Raw genomic sequence first — 20,994 nt, 5'->3', positions numbered from 1 at the left:
CACCACACATCCACATCCTGCCTGCTAAGGTTGGCAAGCCCGTCTTCGCAACGGATAATGCCCAGTTTTTCCACCCGCGCATCGATGCGCCGCCGCGCTTGCGGTCGAAAGAGAAGACCATGAAAGACACCATTCGCCAGCTGATCCAACAAGCCCTCACCCAACTCGTCAACGAAGGTGTGTTGCCTGAAGGCCTGACGCCGGCGATCCAGGTGGAAAACGCCCGGGACAAGACCCATGGCGACTTCGCCAGCAACATCGCGATGATGCTGGCCAAGCCTGCGGGCATGAAGCCCCGCGACCTGGCGGAGAAAATCATCGCCGCCCTGCCGGCTGACGAGAACGTCACCAAGGCCGAAATCGCCGGGCCCGGCTTCATCAACTTCTTCCAGAACACTCAAGCGCTGGCCTCGCGCCTCGACGCCGCACTGGCCGACGCTCACGTTGGCGTGCGCAAGGCCGGCCCGGCGCAACGCACCGTGGTCGACCTGTCGGCACCGAACCTCGCCAAAGAGATGCACGTCGGCCATCTGCGCTCGACCATCATCGGCGACGGCGTGGCGCGGGTACTCGAATTCCTCGGCGACACCGTGATCCGTCAGAACCACGTCGGCGACTGGGGCACCCAGTTCGGCATGCTGATGGCGTACCTGCAGGAAAACCCGATCACCAGCGACGAACTGTCGGACCTGGAAAACTTCTACCGCGCCGCCAAGCAACGCTTCGACGAATCTCCGGAATTCGCCGACCGCGCCCGTGGTCTGGTGGTCAAGTTGCAGGCTGGCGATGCCGAGTGCCTGGCGCTGTGGACCAAGTTCAAGGACATCTCGCTGTCGCACTGCCAGAAGATCTACGAACTGCTCAACGTCAAACTGACCATGGCCGACGTGATGGGCGAAAGCGCCTACAACGACGACCTGATCAACGTGGTCAACGACCTGAAAGCCGCCGGCATGCTGGTCGAAAGCAACGGCGCCCAGTGCGTGTTCCTCGACGAATTCAAGAACGCCGAAGGCGAGCCGCTGCCGGTGATCATCGTCAAGGCTGACGGCGGCTACCTGTACGCCACCACCGACCTGGCGGCCGTGCGCTACCGCAGCGGCAAGCTGAAGGCCGACCGTGCGCTGTACTTCGTCGACCAGCGTCAGGCCCTGCACTTCCAGCAAGTGTTCGCCGTGGCGCGCAAGGCCGGTTTCGTGACCCATCCGATGGAAATGGAGCACATGGGCTTCGGCACCATGAACGGCGCCGACGGCCGTCCGTTCAAGACCCGTGACGGCGGCACCGTGAAGCTGATCGACCTGCTGACCGAAGCGCAGGAACGTGCCTACAGCCTGGTGAAGGAAAAGAACCCGACACTGGCCGAAGACGAACTGCGCGCGATCGCCAAAGTGGTCGGCATCGGCGCGGTGAAGTACGCCGACCTGTCGAAGCACCGCACCAGCGACTACAGCTTCAACTTCGACCTGATGCTCAATTTCGAAGGCAACACTGCGCCATACCTGTTGTACGCCTACACCCGCGTGGCCGGCGTATTCCGCAAACTGGGCAAGGATTTCAGCGAAGTCGACGGCCAGATCGTCCTCGAGGCCGCGCACGAGCAGGAACTGGCAGCCAAACTGGCGCAGTTCGGTGAAGTGCTGAACAACGTTGCGGAAAAGGGCACGCCACATACCTTGTGCACCTACCTGTACGACGTGGCCGGTCTGTTCTCCAGCTTCTACGAGAACTGCCCGATCCTCGCCGCCGACACCCCGGCACAAATGCAAAGCCGTCTGCGCCTTGCCGCGCTGACCGGCCGTACCCTCAAGCAAGGCCTGGAACTGCTCGGCCTGGAAACCCTGGAGCGCATGTAAGTTGGCTGCCAAGAAAAAACCTGCACCCAAGCGTGGCGCCAGCCGTTACCAAGCTCCAGCGAAGCAGCCGATTCCAGGCTGGCTGTGGATGGCCATCGGCCTGACGGTCGGCGCGTTCATCGTGTTCCTGATGAAACTGGAGCCGGGCAAGGGCAGCGACACGGTCAAGCGCGAGAAGGTCGAGCAACAGCAACAACAGAAAGCCAGCAAGATCGCCGAGGCCAACAAGACCCCGCCGAGCCCGACGCAACCGGTGAAGCCGAAGTACGACTTCTACACCCTGCTGCCGGAATCGGAAGTGATCGTGCCGCCTGATGCCGTGCCGGAGAAAACCCTGCCGACGCCACAAGTGCCGGCAATCCCGACCACGCCGGTGACCCCGGCGGAAGCGGCGAAAATCGACACCGCACGCGCACAGGCTGCACTGGCCGGGATCACCCCGCCGCCAGCGCCACCGGTGACCAAGGCTGCACCGGTGACCAAGTTCTTCCTGCAGGCCGGCTCGTTCCGCAAAGAGACAGATGCCGACAAGGTCCGCGCGCAGATCATTCTGCTCGGCCAGGCGGTCGCGGTTGAGTCCGGGACGGTCAAGGATGAAACCTGGTACCGCGTACTGGTCGGCCCGTTCAGCAACCGCGAACAGCTGACCACCGCCCAGAAACAACTGGCGGGCGCCGGCTTCAGCAACCTGTTGTTACAACAACGCCAGAGCCGCTGATCCTCCCCCACCGATCATTCCCACGCTCTGCGTGGGAATGCAGCCCGGGACGCTCCGCGTCCCTTGCCGCAGGGACGCGGAGCGTCCATTGAGGCATTCCCACGCGGAGCGTGGGAACGATCATGTAGCTCTGCGTGGGAGCGATCACTTGCAAACCACCGCTCGTCCCCTCTCCCGCCCCGCAGTTGAAATCCTCTCCACCACCCCCATATGAATGGGCATAAGGCATTTTCGCCCCGCAGTGTGGAGACTCTTCCCTTGACCACCATCGTTTCAGTCCGCCGCCACGGCAAAGTCGTCATGGGCGGCGACGGCCAGGTTTCTCTCGGCAACACCGTGATGAAAGGCAACGCGAAGAAAGTTCGTCGCCTGTACCACGGCGAAGTCATCGCCGGTTTCGCCGGTGCCACCGCCGACGCCTTTACCCTGTTCGAACGTTTCGAAGGCCAGCTTGAAAAGCACCAGGGCCACCTGGTTCGCGCCGCCGTCGAACTCGCCAAAGAATGGCGCACCGACCGCTCCCTGAGCCGCCTCGAAGCGATGCTCGCGGTCGCCAACAAGGACGCATCCCTGATCATCACCGGCAACGGTGACGTGGTCGAACCCGAAGACGGCCTGATCGCCATGGGTTCCGGTGGCGCCTACGCGCAAGCCGCCGCCAGCGCGCTGCTGAAGAAGACCGACCTGTCGGCCCGCGAAATCGTCGAGACCGCTCTCGGCATCGCCGGCGACATCTGTGTATTCACCAACCACACCCAGACCATTGAGGAGCAGGATCTCGCTGAATAAGCCTGACGCGGCCCCTGTGCCACGGCTTGTTTCTGCTTGAGGACCGTCAATTATTATGTCCATGACTCCCCGCGAAATCGTCCACGAACTCAACCGCCACATCATCGGCCAGGACGATGCCAAGCGCGCCGTCGCGATTGCCCTGCGCAACCGCTGGCGCCGCATGCAGCTGCCTGAAGAGCTGCGCGTTGAAGTGACCCCGAAGAACATCCTGATGATCGGCCCGACCGGTGTCGGTAAAACCGAGATCGCCCGTCGTCTGGCCAAGCTGGCCAACGCACCGTTCATCAAGGTCGAAGCGACCAAGTTCACCGAAGTCGGCTATGTCGGCCGTGACGTCGAATCGATCATCCGTGATCTGGCCGACGCCGCGATCAAGATGCTGCGCGAGCAGGAAATGACCCGCGTTCGCCACCGTGCCGAAGACGCCGCCGAGGACCGTATCCTCGACGCCCTGCTGCCACCGGCACGCATGGGTTTCAGCAACGAAGAAGCGCCGACCCAGGATTCCAACACCCGCCAACTGTTCCGCAAGCGCCTGCGCGAAGGTCAGCTGGATGACAAGGAAATCGAGATCGAAGTCGCCGAAATGGCCGGCATCGAGATCGCCACGCCTCCTGGCATGGAAGAAATGACCAACCAGTTGCAGAACCTGTTCGCCAACATGGGCAAGGGCAAGAAGAAGGCCCGCAAGCTCAAGGTCAAGGAAGCGCTGAAGCTGGTACGCGATGAAGAAGCCGGTCGTCTGGTCAACGAAGAAGAGTTGAAGGCCAAGGCCCTGGAAGCGGTCGAGCAGCACGGCATCGTGTTCATCGACGAGATCGACAAGGTCGCCAAGCGCGGCAATGTCGGCGGCGCCGATGTGTCCCGCGAGGGCGTGCAACGTGACCTGCTGCCGCTGATCGAAGGCTGCACCGTCAACACCAAGCTGGGCATGGTCAAGACCGACCACATCCTGTTCATCGCCTCCGGTGCGTTCCACCTGAGCAAGCCGAGCGATCTGGTTCCGGAGCTGCAAGGTCGTCTACCGATCCGCGTCGAACTCAAGGCCCTGAGCCCGCAGGACTTCGAACGCATCCTCAGCGAACCGCATGCCTCGCTCACCGAGCAATACTGCGCGCTGCTGAAAACCGAAGGCCTGAACATCCAGTTCCAGCCGGAAGGTATCAAGCGTCTGGCGGAAATCGCCTGGCAGGTCAACGAGAAGACCGAGAACATCGGTGCCCGTCGCCTGCACACACTGCTCGAGCGTCTGCTGGAAGAGGTATCGTTCAGTGCCGGCGATCTGGCCAGCGCCCACGACGACAAGGCGATCCAGATCGACGCCGAATACGTCAACAGCCACCTGGGCGAATTGGCGCAGAACGAAGACCTGTCCCGTTATATTCTGTAGAGCTGCCAGCTCCGAGCTACAAGCGGCAAGCTGAGTTAAGCTTGCCGCTTGTAGCTTGCAGCTAAAGGCTTTTTTCTATGCTTCCCACCGACATCAAACTGCACAAAGCCTCGAAAACCCTGTCGCTCAAATACGCGTCCGGCGAGGAATACACCCTGCCCGCCGAATTCCTGCGCGTGCATTCCCCCTCCGCCGAGGTTCAGGGCCACGGCAAACCGATCCTGCAATTCGGCAAGCTGAACGTCGGCCTGACCAAGGTAGAACCGGCCGGTCAGTACGCACTGAAACTGACCTTCGACGACGGTCACGACAGCGGTCTGTTCACCTGGGATTATCTGTACGAGCTGGGGCGACGTTATGACGCACTCTGGGCGGATTATCTGGCCGAGCTCAAAGCCGCCGGCAAAACCCGCGACCCGGACCAGTCCGTCGTCAAGCTGATGCTCTAGTCCGCGCCCTGGACTGTTTAGAGGGCATTTTCTAGATTCATCTGTTTGAATGCTCCGCTAAAGCGGCCCGGGATCGGCTGCTTGCGAAAAAAATCAATCTCGGGTAACCAATGGAACTGGCAAGTTCCCTGCAGTGCTCTACGACTGTAAAGCAGCTATGCAGAATCAACGGTCACCCGAGCAGTAGTACCTGGCATTGGCTGTGGAACTGCACAGCAGAAAACCGGGTACTCGTCTCAGGACAATGGAGCGTCGTAGATGAGTAACAAGAATAACGATGATTTGAAGTACCAGGCCTCGGAAAACACCCTGGGGCTGAATCCTGTCGTTGGGCTTCGCGGAAAGGATCTGCTGGCCTCTGCTCGAATGGTGCTGACCCAGGCCATCAAACAACCGATCCATAGTGTCAAACACGTCACCCAGTTCGGCCTCGAACTGAAGAACGTGCTGTTCGGCAAATCCGACCTGCAACCGGCGGGCGATGACCGTCGCTTCGTCGATCCGGCGTGGAGTCAGAACCCGCTGTACAAACGTTATCTGCAAACCTACCTGGCATGGCGCAAGGAACTCCATGCCTGGATCGACGACAGCAGCCTCTCGCCCAAGGACATCGCGCGTGGCCACTTCGTGATCAACCTGATGACCGAGGCCATGGCCCCGACCAACACGGCAGCCAATCCGGCAGCGGTCAAACGCTTCTTCGAGACCGGCGGCAAGAGCCTGCTCGACGGCCTCTCGCATCTGGCCAAGGATCTGGTGCACAACGGCGGCATGCCGAGCCAGGTCAACATGGGCGCGTTCGAGGTCGGCAAGAGCCTTGGCGTGACCGAAGGCGCGGTGGTGTTTCGCAACGATGTGCTGGAGCTGATCCAGTACAAGCCGATCACCGAGCAGGTGCACGAGCGCCCGCTGCTGGTGGTGCCGCCGCAGATCAACAAGTTCTATGTATTCGACCTGAGCCCGGACAAGAGCCTGGCGCGTTTCTGCCTGCGCAACAATGTGCAGACCTTCATCGTCAGCTGGCGCAACCCGACCAAGGAACAGCGTGAGTGGGGCCTCTCGACCTACATCGAAGCCCTGAAGGAAGCGGTCGACGTGGTCACCGCGATCACCGGCAGCAAGGACGTCAACATGCTCGGTGCCTGCTCCGGCGGTATCACCTGCACCGCCCTGCTCGGCCACTACGCGGCGATCGGCGAGAACAAGGTCAACGCCCTGACCCTGCTGGTCAGCGTGCTCGATACAACGCTGGACAGCGACGTCGCGCTCTTCGTCGACGAGCAGACCCTGGAGACCGCCAAGCGCCATTCGTATCAGGCCGGCGTGCTCGAAGGCAAAGACATGGCCAAGGTCTTCGCCTGGATGCGCCCCAACGATCTGATCTGGAACTACTGGGTCAACAACTACCTGCTCGGCAACGAGCCGCCGGTGTTCGACATCCTGTTCTGGAACAACGATACGACTCGACTGCCGGCGGCGTTCCACGGCGACCTGATCGAGATGTTCAAAAACAACCCACTGATCCGCCCCAATGCACTGGAAGTGTGCGGCACGCCGATTGACCTCAAGCAGGTAACCGCCGACATCTTCTCGCTGGCCGGCACCAACGACCACATTACCCCGTGGAAGTCCTGCTACAAGTCGGCGCAGCTGTTTGGTGGCAAGGTCGAATTCGTGCTGTCCAGCAGCGGGCATATCCAGAGCATTCTGAACCCGCCGGGCAACCCGAAATCGCGCTACATGACCAGCGATGAAATGACCGCGAATGCCGATGACTGGCAGGAAAACTCGACCAAACACGCCGACTCCTGGTGGTTGTACTGGCAGGCATGGCAGGCCGCGCGCTCGGGCGAGCTGAAAAAGGCGCCGACCAAGCTGGGCAACAAAGCGTATCCGGCAGGCGAAGCTTCACCGGGCACTTACGTTCACGAGCGGTAACCGACACACCTCGCCCCACACTGTGGGAGCGAGCCTGCTCGCGATGGCGTCGACAGCCGGAACAATGTGCTGACTGATACACCGCTATCGCGAGCAGGCTCGCTCCCACAGGGGATTGAGGCTGACATAAAGATCGACCCACAGGGCCTTGAAGCATGCCGCACCCGTTCATCTTTCGAACTGTCGAGCTGGATGGCCAGACTATCCGTACGGCGGTCCGCCCCGGCAAGCCTCACTTGACGCCCTTGCTGATATTCAACGGCATCGGCGCCAACCTGGAGCTGGTGTTTCCTTTTGTCGCGGCGCTGGATCCGGACCTGGAAGTGATCGCCTTCGACGTGCCCGGTGTCGGCGGTTCCTCGACGCCGAGCCGACCGTATCGCTTTCCGGGACTGGCGAAACTCACCGCACGGATGCTCGATTACCTCGACTACGGACAGGTCAACGTGATCGGCGTGTCCTGGGGTGGCGCGCTGGCGCAGCAGTTTGCCTACGACTATCCCGAGCGCTGCAAGAAGCTGGTGCTGGCGGCGACCGCCGCCGGTGCGGTGATGGTGCCGGGCAAGCCGAAAGTGCTGTGGATGATGGCCAGCCCGCGGCGCTATATCCAGCCGTCCCATGTGATCCGCATCGCCCCGATGATCTACGGCGGCTCGTTCCGCCGCGATCCGACACTCGCCGCCAGCCATGCGGCCAAGGTGCGTTCGGCGGGCAAGCTCGGTTACTACTGGCAACTGTTCGCGGGCCTGGGCTGGACCAGCATTCACTGGCTGCACAAGATCCACCAGCCGACGCTGGTGCTGGCCGGCGATGACGATCCGCTGATCCCGCTGATCAACATGCGCATGCTCGCTTGGCGAATCCCCAACGCGCAGCTGCACATCATCGACGACGGGCATCTGTTCCTGATTACCCGGGCCGAGGCGGTGGCGCCGATCATCATGAAATTCCTCCAGGAGGAACGTCAGCGTGCGGTGATGCATCCGCACCCGACACCGCTGGGCGGATAACCGTCCCGGCACGGATTTATGGACAGCGTTTTGCAACGCGTCTGGACAGGTGCGTGGCAGGAGGCCACGCAGGCAGCAACCCGCAACAGCGTCTATGGTGTTCTGGTTCGGTGTGTTTGTTTTTGGCCTGAAGACGAAGGAGTGTTGAGTCATGCGTGACAAACCAGCGACGGGCGTCGTGCCCAGCCCCGCCGTGTTCATCAATGCACAGAGTGCCATGACCGGTCTGCGCGGCCGCGACCTGATCTCGACCTTGCGCAACGTTGCGGCCCACGGGCTGCGCAATCCGATCCACAGTGCAAAACACGCCTTGAAGCTGGGAGGCGCGCTCGGACGCGTGCTGCTCGGCGAAACCCTCCACCCGACCAATCCGCAGGACAGTCGCTTCGCCGATCCGGCGTGGAGCCTGAACCCGTTCTATCGGCGCAGCCTTCAGGCTTATCTGGCCTGGCAGAAACAGGTCAAGAGCTGGATCGACGAGAGCAGCATGAGCGACGACGACCGCGCCCGCGCACACTTCGCCTTCACCCTGCTCAACGACGCCGTGGCGCCTTCCAACACGCTGCTCAATCCGCTGGCGGTCAAGGAACTGTTCAACTCTGGCGGCCACAGTCTGGTGCGCGGTCTCAGCCATCTGATCGACGACCTGTTGCACAACGACGGCCTGCCGCGCCAGGTGACCAAACAGGCATTCGAAGTCGGCAAGACCGTCGCCACCACCACCGGCTCGGTGGTGTTTCGCAACGAAATGCTCGAGCTGATCCAGTACCGGCCGATGAGCGAAAAGCAGTATTCGAAACCGCTGCTGGTGGTGCCGCCGCAAATCAACAAGTACTACATTTTCGACCTCAGCCCGAGCAACAGCTTCGTCCAGTTCGCCCTGAAGAACGGCTTGCAGACCTTCATGATCAGCTGGCGCAACCCGGATGTGCGCCATCGCGAATGGGGCCTGTCGACCTACGTCGAAGCCGTGGAAGAAGCGATGAACATCTGCCGGGCGATCACCGGCGCCCGTGAGGTCAACCTGATGGGCGCCTGCGCCGGCGGGCTGACCATCGCGGCGCTGCAAGGGCATCTGCAGGCCAAGCGGCAGTTGCGGCGGGTCTCCAGCGCCACCTATCTGGTGAGCCTGCTCGACAGTGAGATGAATACCCCGGCCACCCTGTTCGCCGATGAGCAAACGCTCGAAGCGGCCAAGCGGCGCTCCTATCAGAAAGGCGTGCTGGACGGTCGCGACATGGCCAAGGTGTTCGCCTGGATGCGCCCCAACGATCTGATCTGGAGTTATTTCGTCAATAACTACCTGCTGGGCAAGGAGCCACCGGCGTTCGACATTCTCTACTGGAACAACGACAGCACCCGCCTGCCCGCCGCGTTTCACGGCGACATACTGGACTTCTTCAAGCACAACCCGTTGACCCACCCGGGTGGCCTGGAAGTGTGCGGCACGCCGATTGATCTGCAAAAGGTCACGGTCGACAGTTTCAGCGTGGCCGGCATGAACGACCACATCACGCCGTGGGATGCGGTCTATCGCTCGACGCTGTTGCTGGGCGGTGAGCGGCGCTTCGTGCTGTCCAACAGCGGCCACGTGCAGAGCATCCTCAACCCGCCGGGCAACCCGAAAGCCCATTACGTCGAGAACGGAAAGCTCAGCGGTGATCCGCGCGCCTGGTACTACGACGCCAAGAAAGTCGACGGCAGCTGGTGGCCGCAATGGCTGGAGTGGGTCCAGCAGCGCTCCGGCACCCTGCGCGAAACCCAGATGACCCTCGGCAACGCCAATTATCCACCGATGGAAGCGGCACCCGGCACCTATGTGCGTGTGCGCTGACTGACTCAAGCCCTTTTAAGAAGACTGGATGAAAACAAGCGAACGGATCCTCGAATGTGCCCTGCAGTTGTTCAATGAAAAGGGCGAGCCGAACGTCTCCACCATGGAGGTTGCCAATGAAATGGGGATCAGCCCCGGCAACCTCTACTACCACTTCCACGGCAAGGAACCGCTGATTCTCGGACTGTTCGAGCGCTTCCAGAACGACCTCGCCCCGCTGCTCGACCCGCCCGCCGATGTCGAACTGGCGCCGGAGGATTACTGGCTGTTCCTGCACCTGATCGTCGAACGGCTGGCGCAGTACCGTTTTCTGTTCCAGGACCTGTCGAACCTGGCCGGGCGCCTGCCGAAACTGGCCAAGGGCATTCGCCAGTTCCTCAACGTGCTCAAGCGCACGCTGGCGTCATTGCTGGCGCGGTTGAAGGCGTCGGGGCAGCTGGTCAGCGACACCCAGGCGCTGGGGCAACTGGTGGAGCAGATCACCATGACGCTGCTGTTCTCGCTGGACTATCAGCGGATTCTCGATCGCGAAGGGGAAGTGCGGCTGGTGGTGTACCAGATCATGATGCTGGTGGCGCCGCATTTGTTGCCGCCGGTGAAGGTGGCGACGGAGAGGATGGCTTTGCAGTACCTCGAAGATCACGAGTGAGTCAGGTAGATCGCTGCCCTCACCCTAGCCCTCCCGAAACGTCGGACCGCCCGTAGGGAGAGGGAACCTACGGAGTTGTCTTACGCTAGACATCGACCTGAAAGACCTTATCGATTATGGATTCAATGCTTCACTTTCAGGCCGACGTAAGACTGAAGCATCCCGCAATCGGCCCCCTCTCCCTCCGGGAGAGGGCTGGGGTGAGGGGCTCTTGGATCAGACATAAAAAACGCCCGACCTTCACAGGCCGGGCGTTTTTTTGAGCCCTGAAAAATCAGGACTGACTGGTTGGCGTCGACGGCGTCGATGCAGCAGTCGGAGCAGGCGCCGGGGTTGGAGCCGAGGCGGAGTTCGACGTGCTTGCCAGTGCTTGCGGTGTGGTCACCGGTTTTGGTGCTGCAGCTTTCGGTGCAGCGGCTTTCGGCGCGGCCGGTTTTTTCACTGCAGGCTTTTTCGCCGCAGCCGGTTTGGCGGCAGGCTTGGCGGCGGGTTTGGCTGCTGCGGTTTTCGCTGCTGGTTTGGCTGCTGGCTTGGCCGCAGGTTTAGCGGCTGATTTTGCAGCCGGCTTGGCGGCGGCCTTGGCAGCAACCGGTTTGGCCGCGGCTTTCGCTGCAGGCTTGGCGGCAGCAGTTTTGGCTGCTGGTTTTGCGGCCGGTTTGGCGGCGGCTTTAGCCAGTGGCTTGGCAGCGGTTTTGGCCGCAGGCTTGGCTGCTGCGGTTTTCGCCGCGACAGGCTGAGCTTTCAGGCCGGTGAGTTTTTCGATCTGCTTGGTCAGGGTATCGACCTTCTTGTGCAGATCCTTCACCTCGTTGCGGCTCGGTACGCCCAGGCGCGAAATCGCACTGTTCAGGCGCTTGTCGAAAGCCCCTTCCAGCTGATCCCAAGTGCCCAGTGCGCGATCTTTCACGCCGCTGATGCGCGATTTTGCCGAGCTTGCAGAATCCTTGGCAGCATCGACTTTCTTGCCGACTGCAGCCTTGGTGAGCTTCTCGGCTTTCTCGCCGTCTTTGACCAATGTATCGAAGAGCTTGCTGCCGTCAGTGTCGATCTTCGAGTACACGCCTAAACCAGCCAGCCAGATCTTGCGGGAATAGTCTTCGACTTTTCCGATCCACGAGCTGCCTTCTTTATCGGTGTTCTTTTTACCAGCCATCCCGTTCTCCTTAAGATTTACGCGCGACGCGTTCGAGCAATGCCGTCAGCTCATCGAGCTTAGCAGAGAGTGCCTCAACGTCATGTTTAGACGGAATGCCGATACGATTCAAGGCACTGGCGACACGCGTGTCGAACGCTTTCTCGACCTTGTCGAGCTGAACTTCGACCCGGCCTTTGAAAGAGCTGACTTCGCTCTTGGCTTCATCGATCTCGGCGTTGGCCGCTTCGAGTTTTTCGGTGACGGCTTTTTTGCCTTTCTTTTCAACAGTTTGACCAGCCTTGATCAACTCCTGAAAGTACTCGCTGCCCTCCTGACCGACCTTGGTGTAGGCACCCAGGCCTGCCAGCCAGATCTTGCGGGCATAGGACTTGACGTCGCTCAGAGCGGAAGTCGAAGCGTCGATTTTTTTCTTCAAAATGACTTTGGCCATGGTGCACCTCACGCGCAGAAGGTTTGAGGAACTGCCCTGACGAGTGTCGGGCTCAGGCACAAAGTAGGGAGAAAAATTAGAAACGGCACCCTAACAACTGACATAAAAGGCAGGTGCACGAGAAAAAAACGGGGAGCCCGAAGCTCCCCGTTTTGTCCTGATCAGACCAGCGCTTTATCCAGCGCCTTTTCGATCTCGGCTTTGATCATGCCGCTCATGGCCGACATCATCAGGCCCAGTTCCACGTCGACCCGGATCGAATCCTCGGCCACATGCACCGCGCCCTTCACGCCCGACCGCTTGAGGTTCAGGACATCGCCCGACCACTGCGGCTCCAGGCCATATTGATCGGAGAGTTTCTGCGCCAGTTTGTCGGCTTTCTCGCGGGCTGCTTCCTTGCCCAGGCTGTGGGCACGCTCAACACTGATATGGGCCATTGAATGACTCCTGCTTTTTGAATGGGGCTATGAATGCCTGCAACGAATCTTGACCGCCACTGCGGCAAATCGTCCCGAAGGTTGCCCATCTTACCTTTAGCCATTCCAAGACAAAGCATGGCTTGGGGATTAGAATGTCGCGCATTCTCTTTTGGTGACAGCGATATGACTGATCAGCGCAAAGGCAGCGATGCCGAACCCACCACTCACTTCGGCTTCAAAAACGTTCCGGAAAGCCAGAAAGCGGAAAAAGTCGCTGAGGTGTTCCACTCCGTGGCCGCCAAGTACGACCTGATGAACGACCTTCTGTCGGGCGGCATGCACCGTCTGTGGAAGCGCTTCGCGATCGAACTGTCGGGCGTGCGCGCCGGCAACCGCGTACTGGACATCGCCGGCGGCACGGGCGACCTGACCAAGAAATTCTCGCACCTGGTCGGCCCGACCGGTCAGGTGGTTCTCGCGGACATCAACGAATCCATGCTCAAGGTCGGTCGTGACCGCCTGCTGGACGTCGGTGTTTCGGGCAACGTCGAGTTCGTCCAGGCCGACGCTGAAAAGCTGCCGTTCCCGGACAACCATTTCGACTGCGTGACCATCGCCTTCGGCCTGCGCAACGTGACGCACAAGGAAGACGCCCTGCGTTCGATGCTGCGCGTACTCAAGCCGGGCGGCCGCCTGCTGGTGCTGGAATTCTCCAAGCCGACCAACGCGCTGATGTCCAAGGCCTACGACGCCTACTCGTTCGCCTTCATGCCGCTGATGGGCAAGCTGATCACCAACGACTCGGAAAGCTATCGCTACCTGGCCGAATCGATCCGCATGCACCCGAATCAGGAAACTTTGAAGTCGATGATGGTCGACGCCGGTTTCGACCGCGTGACCTATCACAACATGACCGCAGGCATCGTCGCCCTGCACCGCGGCATCAAACCCTGATGCTGCTGACCGGGCTGCTCGCCAGCGTCGAACTCGGCCTGAACCGCGTGCTGCGTCTCGACAGCACGGCGCTGCCGCGACTGGCGCATCTGACCGGCAAAGTGATTGCCGTGGATTGCCGCAGCCCGGCGCTGCAACTGTTCATCCTGCCGAGCGACGAAGGCCTGATGCTGGCGTCCCACTGGGAAACCGGCGTCGACTGCACCCTGCGTGCCCCCGCTTCGAGTCTGGTGAAACTGGCCCTGAGCAAGGACAAGACCGCGGTGCTGCACGCACCGGAAGTCGAACTCGACGGTGACAGCGGCGTGCTGCTGGAACTGGCGGGCGTGCTGCAGGATCTGGAGCTGGACTGGGAGTACGAACTCTCGCGCTGGCTGGGACCTGTCGCCACGCAACTGGTCGGCGGTCACCTACGCAGCCGCGCCCGCTGGTATCAACAAGGATTTGCCAGCCTCAACCAGAACCTCGCCGAATACCTGGCCGAAGAATCGCGCACCCTCGTCGGGCAGCGCGAAGCCGAAGCCCGCTTCAGCGAACTGGACCGGATCAAACTCGATCTGGAACGTCTCGAGGCGCGCTTCGAGCGCCTTTCCCGATCCCTCGACCCAAGCGATAACGCATGAAGCTGCTCGCCGTCCGCCGTCTGTTGCGCATCCAGCGCGTCGTGATCCGCTACCGCCTCGATGACCTGCTGTTCGATCTGCCTTTGCCGTGGTTTTTGCTGGCGCTGCGCTACGTCTTGCCGTGGCGCTGGTTCCCGCGCAAGCCGCTGGACCTGAGCCGTGGCGCACGCCTGCGCCTGGCCTTGCAGGACCTGGGGCCGATCTTCATCAAGTTCGGGCAGATCCTTTCGACCCGCCGCGACCTGCTGCCAGAAGACATCGCCGATGAGCTGATGCGGTTGCAGGACCGCGTGCCGCCGTTCGATTCGCAGCTGTCGGTCAAGCTGATCGAAGAGCAACTGGGCAAGAAGATCAGCGAAGTGTTCAGCCGTTTCGACGTCGAACCGCTGGCCTCGGCCTCGGTGGCGCAGGTGCATGCCGCGCAGTTGAAGACCGGTGAAGAAGTAGTGGTCAAGGTGATCCGCCCGGGCCTGAAACCGATCATTGCCCAGGATCTGGCGTGGCTGTTCATCCTCGCCCGCGCCGCCGAAAAGGTCTCCGCCGACGCTCGTCTGCTGCACCCGGTGGACGTGGTCAGCGACTATGAAAAAACCATCTACGACGAACTCGACCTGTTGCGCGAGGCAGCCAACGCCAGCCAGTTGAAACGCAACTTCGAAGGCTCGCCGCTGCTGTACGTGCCGCAAGTCTATTGGGACTGGTGCCGGCCGAAAGTGCTGGTGATGGAGCGCATCTACGGGATTCAGGTGACGGATCTGGCGACCCTCGCCGACCAGCGCACCGACATGAAGATGCTTGCCGAACGTGGCGTGGAGATCTTCTTCACCCAGGTATTCCGCGACAGTTTCTTCCACGCCGACATGCACCCGGGCAACATCTTCGTCAGCACCGTCAACCCGTGGAGCCCGCAGTACATCGCTATCGACTGCGGCATCGTCGGCAGCCTGACCCCGGAAGACCAGGACTATCTGGCGCGCAACCTGTTCGCCTTCTTCAAACGCGACTACCGCCGCGTGGCGCAATTGCACATCGATTCGGGCTGGGTGCCGGCGGAAACCAAGCTCAACGAATTCGAAGCGGCGATCCGTACCGTGTGCGAGCCGATCTTCGAAAAACCATTAAAAGATATTTCATTTGGCCAGGTGCTGATGCGCCTGTTCCAGACCGCGCGCCGCTTCAACATGGAAGTGCAGCCGCAACTCGTATTGCTGCAAAAGACCCTGCTGAACATCGAAGGCCTGGGCCGTCAGCTGTATCCGGATCTGGATCTGTGGAACACCGCGCAGCCGTTCCTCGAACGCTGGATGCGCGAGCGCGTCAGCCCGAAAGCCTTGATCGGCAACGTCCAGAGCCAGTTCGAACAACTGCCGCACCTGGCCAACATGGCCCGTGACCTGCTCGAACGCATGTCCCAACCTCACGCCAACGACCCGCCACCGCCGTGGAAAAAGCGCAAGGACGACTGGTTCCTGCGCCTGCTCGGCAGCGCCCATCTGGCGGGCGGTACGATCCTCGCCGCCGGTGGCCCGATGCACGAACTGGGGCATTGGCCCGCCGGGATCATGGTGGCCGTCGGCTTGTATCTGGTCGTTCGCCGATAGCCAGTTCCGTGATCGGCTGGCACACTGTTTCAACGCCTGAGCCCGACTATTGAAGTGTGGGTTCGCTGTCGGAGTCGAAGATGAAAAACTGGCTGGACGAGATCAAGTGGGACGCCGATGGCCTGGTGCCGGCGATTGCCCAGGATCACAAGACCGGACGCGTATTGATGATGGCCTGGATGAACCGCGAAGCCCTGGAGCTGACCGCGGCGGAAAACCGTGCCATCTATTGGTCACGTTCCCGTGGCAAGCTGTGGCGCAAGGGCGAAGAGTCCGGCCACGTACAGACGCTGCATGAGATGCGTCTGGACTGCGACGCCGACGTCATCATCCTGATGGTCGAACAGATCGGCGACATCGCTTGCCATACCGGTCGTCAAAGCTGCTTCTACCGCGTCTTCGAAAACGGCGACTGGAAAACGGTCGACCCGGTCCTGAAAGACCCGCACGCCATCTATTCCGCAGGACACAAACATGAGTGACACCCTGACCCGCCTTGCTCAGGTGCTGGAAGAGCGCAAGGGCGCAGCCGCCGACAGCTCGTATGTCGCCAGCCTGTATCACAAGGGTCTGAACAAGATTCTGGAGAAAGTCGGCGAAGAATCGGTCGAAACGATCATTGCCGCCAAGGACGCCGCCGTCAGCGGCGACTGCAGCGACGTGATCTACGAGACCGCCGACCTGTGGTTCCACAGCATGGTCATGCTCGCCCAGTTGGGGCAGCATCCGCAGGCGGTGCTGGATGAATTGGATCGCCGTTTCGGCCTGTCCGGACACGTCGAGAAAGCCTCGCGCCCGTCCGCCTGAACAACTATTAGAGAGGAACAGCAACATGGGCATTTTTGACTGGAAACACTGGATCGTCATCCTGGTGGTCGTGGTACTGGTGTTCGGTACCAAGAAACTGAAAAACCTCGGCACCGACGTCGGCGAGTCGATCAAGGGCTTCCGTAAAGCCATGAACGACGACGAGAAACCGGCCGATCCGACCGTCACGCCTGCGCAACCGGTGCCGCCGGTCCAGCCGCAAGCCACCGCTCAGGCCAACCCGCCGCACACCATCGACGTGCAGGCGCAGAAAGTCGAAGAGCCGATCCGCAAAGACGTGTGAGCACTGACTAATGTTTGGTATCAGCTTCTCTGAACTGCTGCTCGTCGGCCTCGTTGCCCTGCTGGTGCTGGGTCCCGAGCGTCTGCCGGGCGCTGCGCGCACCGCCGGCCTGTGGGTCGGACGGCTGAAGCGCAGCTTCAACGCGATCAAACAGGAAGTTGAGCGTGAAATCGGTGCCGACGAAATCCGTCGGCAACTGCACAACGAGCACATCCTGTCACTGGAGCAGGAGGCGCGGAAGATTTTCACGCCGGTTCAGCAGGAGCCGACGCCGGTCGAGCACGTGGGTGAGCAGACGATTCACAGCCCTGCAGCTCCAACGCCTGTGGCACCTGCTGTAGCGCCAACCGAACCAGCGCCTGTCGTCGCGCCAGCCCCGGTTGAACACGTAGCTCCAACCGCCGCGCCGACCACACCAGCGCCTCACGACACCACTCTGCCGCCGCGAGCCCCATGAGCGATCTCCCCGAAAACGACCAGCACATGCCGCTGGTTTCGCACCTCACCGAGTTGCGCACCCGCCTGCTGCGTTGCGTGGCGGCGATCTTCATCATCTTCGCCGGGCTGTTTGCCTTCACCCAGCAGATCTACACCTTCGTCTCGACGCCGCTGCGCGAATACCTGCCGGCCGGCGCGACGATGATCGCCACCGACGTGTCGTCGCCGTTCCTGACGCCGCTGAAACTGACGATGATGGTCTCGCTGTTCCTGGCGATCCCGGTGATCCTGCATCAGATCTGGGGCTTCATCGCGCCGGGCCTGTACAAGCACGAGAAGCGCGTCGCAGTGCCGTTGCTGATCTCCAGCATCCTGCTGTTCTACACCGGCATGGCGTTCGCCTACTTCTTCGTGTTCCCGCTGATCTTCAAGTTCTTCGCCTCGGCCACCCCGGCCGGCGTGGAAATGATGACCGACATCACCAGTTACCTCGATTTCGTCATGACGCTGTTCTTCGCTTTCGGCGTGGCGTTCGAAATCCCGGTGGCCGTGGTGCTGCTGGTGTGGATCGGCGTGGTCGACGTCAAATACCTGAAGAAGATTCGTCCGTATGTGATCATCGGCTGCTTCGTGGTCGGCATGATCCTGACCCCGCCGGACATCTTCTCCCAGACCCTGCTGGCCGTGCCGATGTGGATGCTGTTCGAAGTGGGCATCCTGTTCGGCAGTCTGGTCAGCAAACGCGAGCGCCCGGAAGAAACCGTCGACGATCACAACGACCAGCCGCCAGCGACTCAGCCATGAACCTGCTGCTGCTCGAAGAGGCCGACTTCATCGCGGCCGACCGCGTCGTGCTGCGTGATCGGCGCCTGACCCACATGCAGGAAGTCCACCGCTCGGAAGTCGGCGACAGCCTGCGGGTCGGGCGTATCAACGGGCTGATGGGCTCGGCCGAGCTGCTGCGTCTGGACGCGGGCGAAGCCGAGCTGCGAGTCACCCTCGATCAACCGCCGCCGGCCAAACTGCCGCTGACCCTGGTGCTCGCCCTGCCCCGGCCGAAGATGCTGCGCCGGGTGTTCCAGACCGTGGCGACCATGGGCGTGGCGAAGGTGATTCTGGTCAACAGCTACCGGGTCGAGAAAAGCTTCTGGCAGACGCCGTTCCTCGAACCGGAAGCGATTCGCGAACAACTGATCCTGGGCTTGGAACAGGCCCGGGACACGGTGCTGCCGGACATCATCATCGAGAAGCGCTTCAAGCCGTTCGTCGAAGACCGCCTGCCAGCCGTCACCGACGGCACCCTCGGCCTGGTCGGTCATCCGGGCAACTTCCCGCCCTGCCCCCGCGCCCTGAACGAACCGGTAACCCTGGCCATCGGCCCCGAGGGTGGCTGGATTCCCTACGAAATCGATCTGCTGACCAAGGCCGGCCTGCAACCGGTGCAACTGGGCGAGCGAATCCTGCGGGTCGAAACCGCCGTCACCGCGCTGCTGGCCCGGTTGTTCTGAGCGCTTCTGTTCTAAGCACTTCGCCGGACAAAAGGCGTTACAGATTGCCATCATCCGGCCGATACCCTCTCCATAAGTCCAATTAGTGGTCCGAGGGAGTCGTCGCATGTACCGTTGGTTAGCCGAGAGTCTTGGAAACGTCAGCGTTAAACGTAAGCTTGGAATCGGTTTCGGCCTGGTGCTGCTGCTGACCCTGTTGATCACCTTCACCGGCTGGACCGGCATGAGCGGGATCATCAGCCGGGGTGACAAGCTCGGGTTCATCTCCAGCCTCAACGAGCTGACCAAAGACCTGCGCCTGGCACGCCTGGACTATGAAGCCCGCCGTGGCGAACAGGGCCCTGGCGCGGTCAACGACCTGCTCGGCAAGCTCGACAGCGGCCTGCAAAGCGCGCGCGGCATGATCGAGCAACCGTCCGACGTGGCCATGATCGATCAGCAACTGGCGGCGGTCGCCGAGTACAAACGCGCCTTTGGCGACATGACTCAGGCCACCGTGCAGCGTGAAGACGCCCGCAGCAAACTCGGCGCCAGCGCCGACAATGCAGTGGCCAAGGTCAGTGAAGTCGAGAAATCCCTGCTGCAAGGCGACAGCGTCGCGCAATTCAACAGCGTGATCGAACTGAGCAAACTGCTGCAGCAGGCGCGCTATCAGGTGCGCGGCTACACTTACAGCGGCAAGGCCGAGGCCGAACAGCCGGCGCTGGATGCCATCGCCGCCGCCCTGAACAATCTGGAAAGCCTGCCGAGCAAACTGCCCGAGCAACACATCGCCAACCTGCAACAGGCCACCGAATCGCTGAAGGCTTACCGCGCTGCCGTCAGCCAGTTCCGCGACTCCCAGGTGAACAACGCCAAGGCGCTGGCTCGCATGTCGGCCCAAGGCGACATCCTGCTCGACGTCAGTAAGAAACTCACCGAATCCCAGACCATCGTCCGCGACACCGATGCCGCGCACGCCAAAAACATGCTGATGATCGCCACCCTGCTGGCCCTGGCCTTCGGTCTGCTCGCGGCTTGGGCGATCACCCGCCAGATCATCATCCCGCTGGAGCAGACCCTGAAAGTTGCCGAGCGTGTGGCCGCCGGTGACCTGACCCACAACCTGGTATCCCTGCGCCGTGACGAACTTGGCCAACTGCAACGCTCGATGCAGAGCATGACTCAAGGCCTGCGCGAATTGATCGGCGGCATCAGCGACGGCGTGACCCAGATCGCCAGCGCCGCCGAGGAGTTGTCCGCCGTGACCGAGCAGACCAGCGCCGGGGTGAACAATCAGAAAGTCGAAACCGACCAGGTCGCCACCGCCATGAACGAAATGGCCGCCACCGTGCAGGAAGTCGCGCGCAACGCCGAGGAAGCTTCGGAAGCAGCGGTCGCCGCTGACCAGCAGGCCCGTGAAGGCGACAAGGTGGTTGGCGAGGCCATCGCCCAGATCGAACGCCTGGCTGCCGAAGTCGGCCACTCCACCGAGGCCATGGGCGAGCTCAAGCGCGAAAGCGACAAGATCGGCAGCGTGCTCGACGTGATCAAGTCCGTGGCCCAGCAAACCAACCTGCTGGCCCTCAACGCCGCCATCGAGGCCGCCCGCGCCGGTGAAGCCGGACGTGGTTTTGCGGTGGTCGCCGACGAAGTCCGCAGCCTGGCCCAGCGCACTCAGAAGTCCACGGAAGAGATCGAAGAGCTGATCGTCGGTCTGCAGAACGGCACCCAACAAGTGGCGACGATCATGGACAACAGCCGCACCCTGACCGACAGCAGTGTCGAGCTGACCCGGCGTGCCGGTGGCTCGCTGGAAAGCATTACCCGCACCGTCTCGGCGATTCAGGCGATGAACCAGCAGATCGCCGCAGCGGCCGAGCAGCAGAGCGCCGTGGCCGAAGAGATCAACCGCAGCGTGCTGAACGTGCGGGATGTCTCGGACCAGACCTCGGCGGCCAGTGAAGAGACGGCGGCCTCCAGCGTCGAGCTGGCGCGTTTGGGCACTCACCTGCAAACACTGGTGGGCCGGTTCAAGGTGTAAGTGGACGCCCGATCGTTCCCACGCTCCGCGTGGGAATGCATCCTGTGACGCTCCGCGTCACGCTTGCGAAGGGACGCAGAGCGTCCTGGGCGGCA

At 61.6% G+C, this 20,994-nt stretch carries 22 protein-coding genes; 19 read left to right on the top strand and 3 right to left on the bottom strand.

Going from position 1 to position 20,994, the window contains the following annotated elements:
- Positions 1–119 precede the first annotated feature (119 nt).
- From argS to ABFB52_RS03025, 9 genes are all read left to right on the top strand, one after another.
- Positions 120–1,856 (top strand): arginine--tRNA ligase, encoded by a 1,737-nt coding sequence (gene argS / locus ABFB52_RS03065; protein WP_102718298.1) that lies wholly within the window; start codon positions 120–122, stop codon positions 1,854–1,856.
- Position 1,857: 1 nt separating this feature from the next.
- Positions 1,858–2,574 (top strand): SPOR domain-containing protein, encoded by a 717-nt coding sequence (locus ABFB52_RS03060; protein WP_039772438.1) that lies wholly within the window; start codon positions 1,858–1,860, stop codon positions 2,572–2,574.
- 258 nt (positions 2,575–2,832) lie between these two features.
- Positions 2,833–3,363 (top strand): ATP-dependent protease subunit HslV, encoded by a 531-nt coding sequence (hslV, locus tag ABFB52_RS03055; RefSeq protein ID WP_003196958.1) that lies wholly within the window; start codon positions 2,833–2,835, stop codon positions 3,361–3,363.
- A gap of 55 nt (positions 3,364–3,418) precedes the next feature.
- Positions 3,419–4,756 (top strand): ATP-dependent protease ATPase subunit HslU, encoded by a 1,338-nt coding sequence (gene hslU / locus ABFB52_RS03050; protein WP_007952406.1) that lies wholly within the window; start codon positions 3,419–3,421, stop codon positions 4,754–4,756.
- A gap of 77 nt (positions 4,757–4,833) precedes the next feature.
- Positions 4,834–5,205, top strand: a complete 372-nt coding sequence (locus ABFB52_RS03045; protein WP_102718297.1) for a DUF971 domain-containing protein — start codon at positions 4,834–4,836, stop codon at positions 5,203–5,205.
- A gap of 258 nt (positions 5,206–5,463) precedes the next feature.
- A complete protein-coding gene (phaC, locus tag ABFB52_RS03040; RefSeq protein WP_039772445.1) occupies positions 5,464–7,143 on the top strand; it encodes a class II poly(R)-hydroxyalkanoic acid synthase in 1,680 nt (559 codons plus the stop codon).
- A 155-nt stretch (positions 7,144–7,298) separates the two neighbouring features.
- A complete protein-coding gene (gene phaZ / locus ABFB52_RS03035; protein WP_007952412.1) occupies positions 7,299–8,153 on the top strand; it encodes a poly(3-hydroxyalkanoate) depolymerase in 855 nt (284 codons plus the stop codon).
- Positions 8,154–8,304: 151 nt separating this feature from the next.
- Complete coding sequence (phaC, locus tag ABFB52_RS03030) at positions 8,305–9,987, top strand: class II poly(R)-hydroxyalkanoic acid synthase (protein ID WP_085746408.1); 1,683 nt, start codon at positions 8,305–8,307, stop codon at positions 9,985–9,987.
- Positions 9,988–10,015: 28 nt separating this feature from the next.
- Positions 10,016–10,636, top strand: a complete 621-nt coding sequence (locus ABFB52_RS03025; protein WP_007952414.1) for a TetR/AcrR family transcriptional regulator — start codon at positions 10,016–10,018, stop codon at positions 10,634–10,636.
- 274 nt (positions 10,637–10,910) lie between these two features.
- Here ABFB52_RS03025 and ABFB52_RS03020 read toward each other — a convergent pair whose 3' ends face one another.
- The 3 genes from ABFB52_RS03020 to ABFB52_RS03010 all read right to left on the bottom strand — a co-directional run bounded on the left by ABFB52_RS03020 (position 10,911) and on the right by ABFB52_RS03010 (position 12,659).
- Entirely contained in the window at positions 10,911–11,789 is an 879-nt protein-coding gene (locus ABFB52_RS03020; RefSeq protein ID WP_102718296.1) for a phasin family protein, read from the bottom strand.
- 10 nt (positions 11,790–11,799) lie between these two features.
- Entirely contained in the window at positions 11,800–12,222 is a 423-nt protein-coding gene (locus ABFB52_RS03015; protein ID WP_007952416.1) for a phasin family protein, read from the bottom strand.
- Between the two features lie 161 nt (positions 12,223–12,383).
- On the bottom strand, positions 12,384–12,659 hold the full coding sequence (locus ABFB52_RS03010; protein WP_007952417.1) for a polyhydroxyalkanoic acid system family protein: 276 nt from the start codon (positions 12,657–12,659) through the stop codon (positions 12,384–12,386).
- A gap of 165 nt (positions 12,660–12,824) precedes the next feature.
- On the opposite strand from ABFB52_RS03010, the gene ubiE reads away from it, so the two are divergent.
- The 10 genes from ubiE to ABFB52_RS02960 all read left to right on the top strand — a co-directional run bounded on the left by ubiE (position 12,825) and on the right by ABFB52_RS02960 (position 20,899).
- Positions 12,825–13,595 (top strand): bifunctional demethylmenaquinone methyltransferase/2-methoxy-6-polyprenyl-1,4-benzoquinol methylase UbiE, encoded by a 771-nt coding sequence (gene ubiE / locus ABFB52_RS03005; RefSeq protein WP_007952418.1) that lies wholly within the window; start codon positions 12,825–12,827, stop codon positions 13,593–13,595.
- Entirely contained in the window at positions 13,595–14,218 is a 624-nt protein-coding gene (locus ABFB52_RS03000; protein WP_007952419.1) for an SCP2 domain-containing protein, read from the top strand. The genes ubiE and ABFB52_RS03000 overlap by 1 nt, the downstream gene beginning before the upstream one ends.
- Positions 14,215–15,819 (top strand): ubiquinone biosynthesis regulatory protein kinase UbiB, encoded by a 1,605-nt coding sequence (gene ubiB / locus ABFB52_RS02995; protein ID WP_007952420.1) that lies wholly within the window; start codon positions 14,215–14,217, stop codon positions 15,817–15,819. The genes ABFB52_RS03000 and ubiB overlap by 4 nt, the downstream gene beginning before the upstream one ends.
- Before the next feature lie 80 nt (positions 15,820–15,899).
- Complete coding sequence (gene hisI, locus ABFB52_RS02990) at positions 15,900–16,301, top strand: phosphoribosyl-AMP cyclohydrolase (protein ID WP_007909357.1); 402 nt, start codon at positions 15,900–15,902, stop codon at positions 16,299–16,301.
- A complete protein-coding gene (locus ABFB52_RS02985; protein ID WP_007952422.1) occupies positions 16,294–16,626 on the top strand; it encodes a phosphoribosyl-ATP diphosphatase in 333 nt (110 codons plus the stop codon). The genes hisI and ABFB52_RS02985 overlap by 8 nt, the downstream gene beginning before the upstream one ends.
- A 25-nt stretch (positions 16,627–16,651) precedes the next feature.
- Positions 16,652–16,930: a twin-arginine translocase TatA/TatE family subunit gene (locus ABFB52_RS02980; protein WP_007952423.1), complete on the top strand. Its 279-nt coding sequence runs from the start codon at positions 16,652–16,654 to the stop codon at positions 16,928–16,930.
- A 10-nt stretch (positions 16,931–16,940) separates the two neighbouring features.
- The gene (gene tatB, locus ABFB52_RS02975; protein WP_085608403.1) at positions 16,941–17,387 is read left to right on the top strand and encodes a Sec-independent protein translocase protein TatB; all 447 of its coding nucleotides are present in this window, start codon (positions 16,941–16,943) and stop codon (positions 17,385–17,387) included.
- Complete coding sequence (gene tatC, locus ABFB52_RS02970) at positions 17,384–18,172, top strand: twin-arginine translocase subunit TatC (protein ID WP_085608402.1); 789 nt, start codon at positions 17,384–17,386, stop codon at positions 18,170–18,172. Before tatB ends, tatC begins: the two co-directional genes overlap by 4 nt.
- Positions 18,169–18,876 carry a 16S rRNA (uracil(1498)-N(3))-methyltransferase gene (locus ABFB52_RS02965; protein ID WP_129972284.1) on the top strand — a complete coding sequence of 236 codons (708 nt, stop codon included), beginning with the start codon at positions 18,169–18,171 and terminating at the stop codon, positions 18,874–18,876. Before tatC ends, ABFB52_RS02965 begins: the two co-directional genes overlap by 4 nt.
- Positions 18,877–18,982: 106 nt before the next feature.
- On the top strand, positions 18,983–20,899 hold the full coding sequence (locus ABFB52_RS02960) for a methyl-accepting chemotaxis protein (RefSeq protein ID WP_129972283.1): 1,917 nt from the start codon (positions 18,983–18,985) through the stop codon (positions 20,897–20,899).
- Positions 20,900–20,994 lie beyond the last annotated feature (95 nt).

It is taken from the genome of Pseudomonas sp. 9.2(2024), from assembly GCF_039695385.1.
In the GTDB taxonomy this organism is placed as follows: Bacteria; Pseudomonadota; Gammaproteobacteria; order Pseudomonadales; family Pseudomonadaceae; genus Aquipseudomonas; species Aquipseudomonas paraglycinae.
The sequence above is the reverse complement of the archived record's forward strand: the minus strand, read 5'-3'. Positions and strand labels throughout refer to the sequence as shown.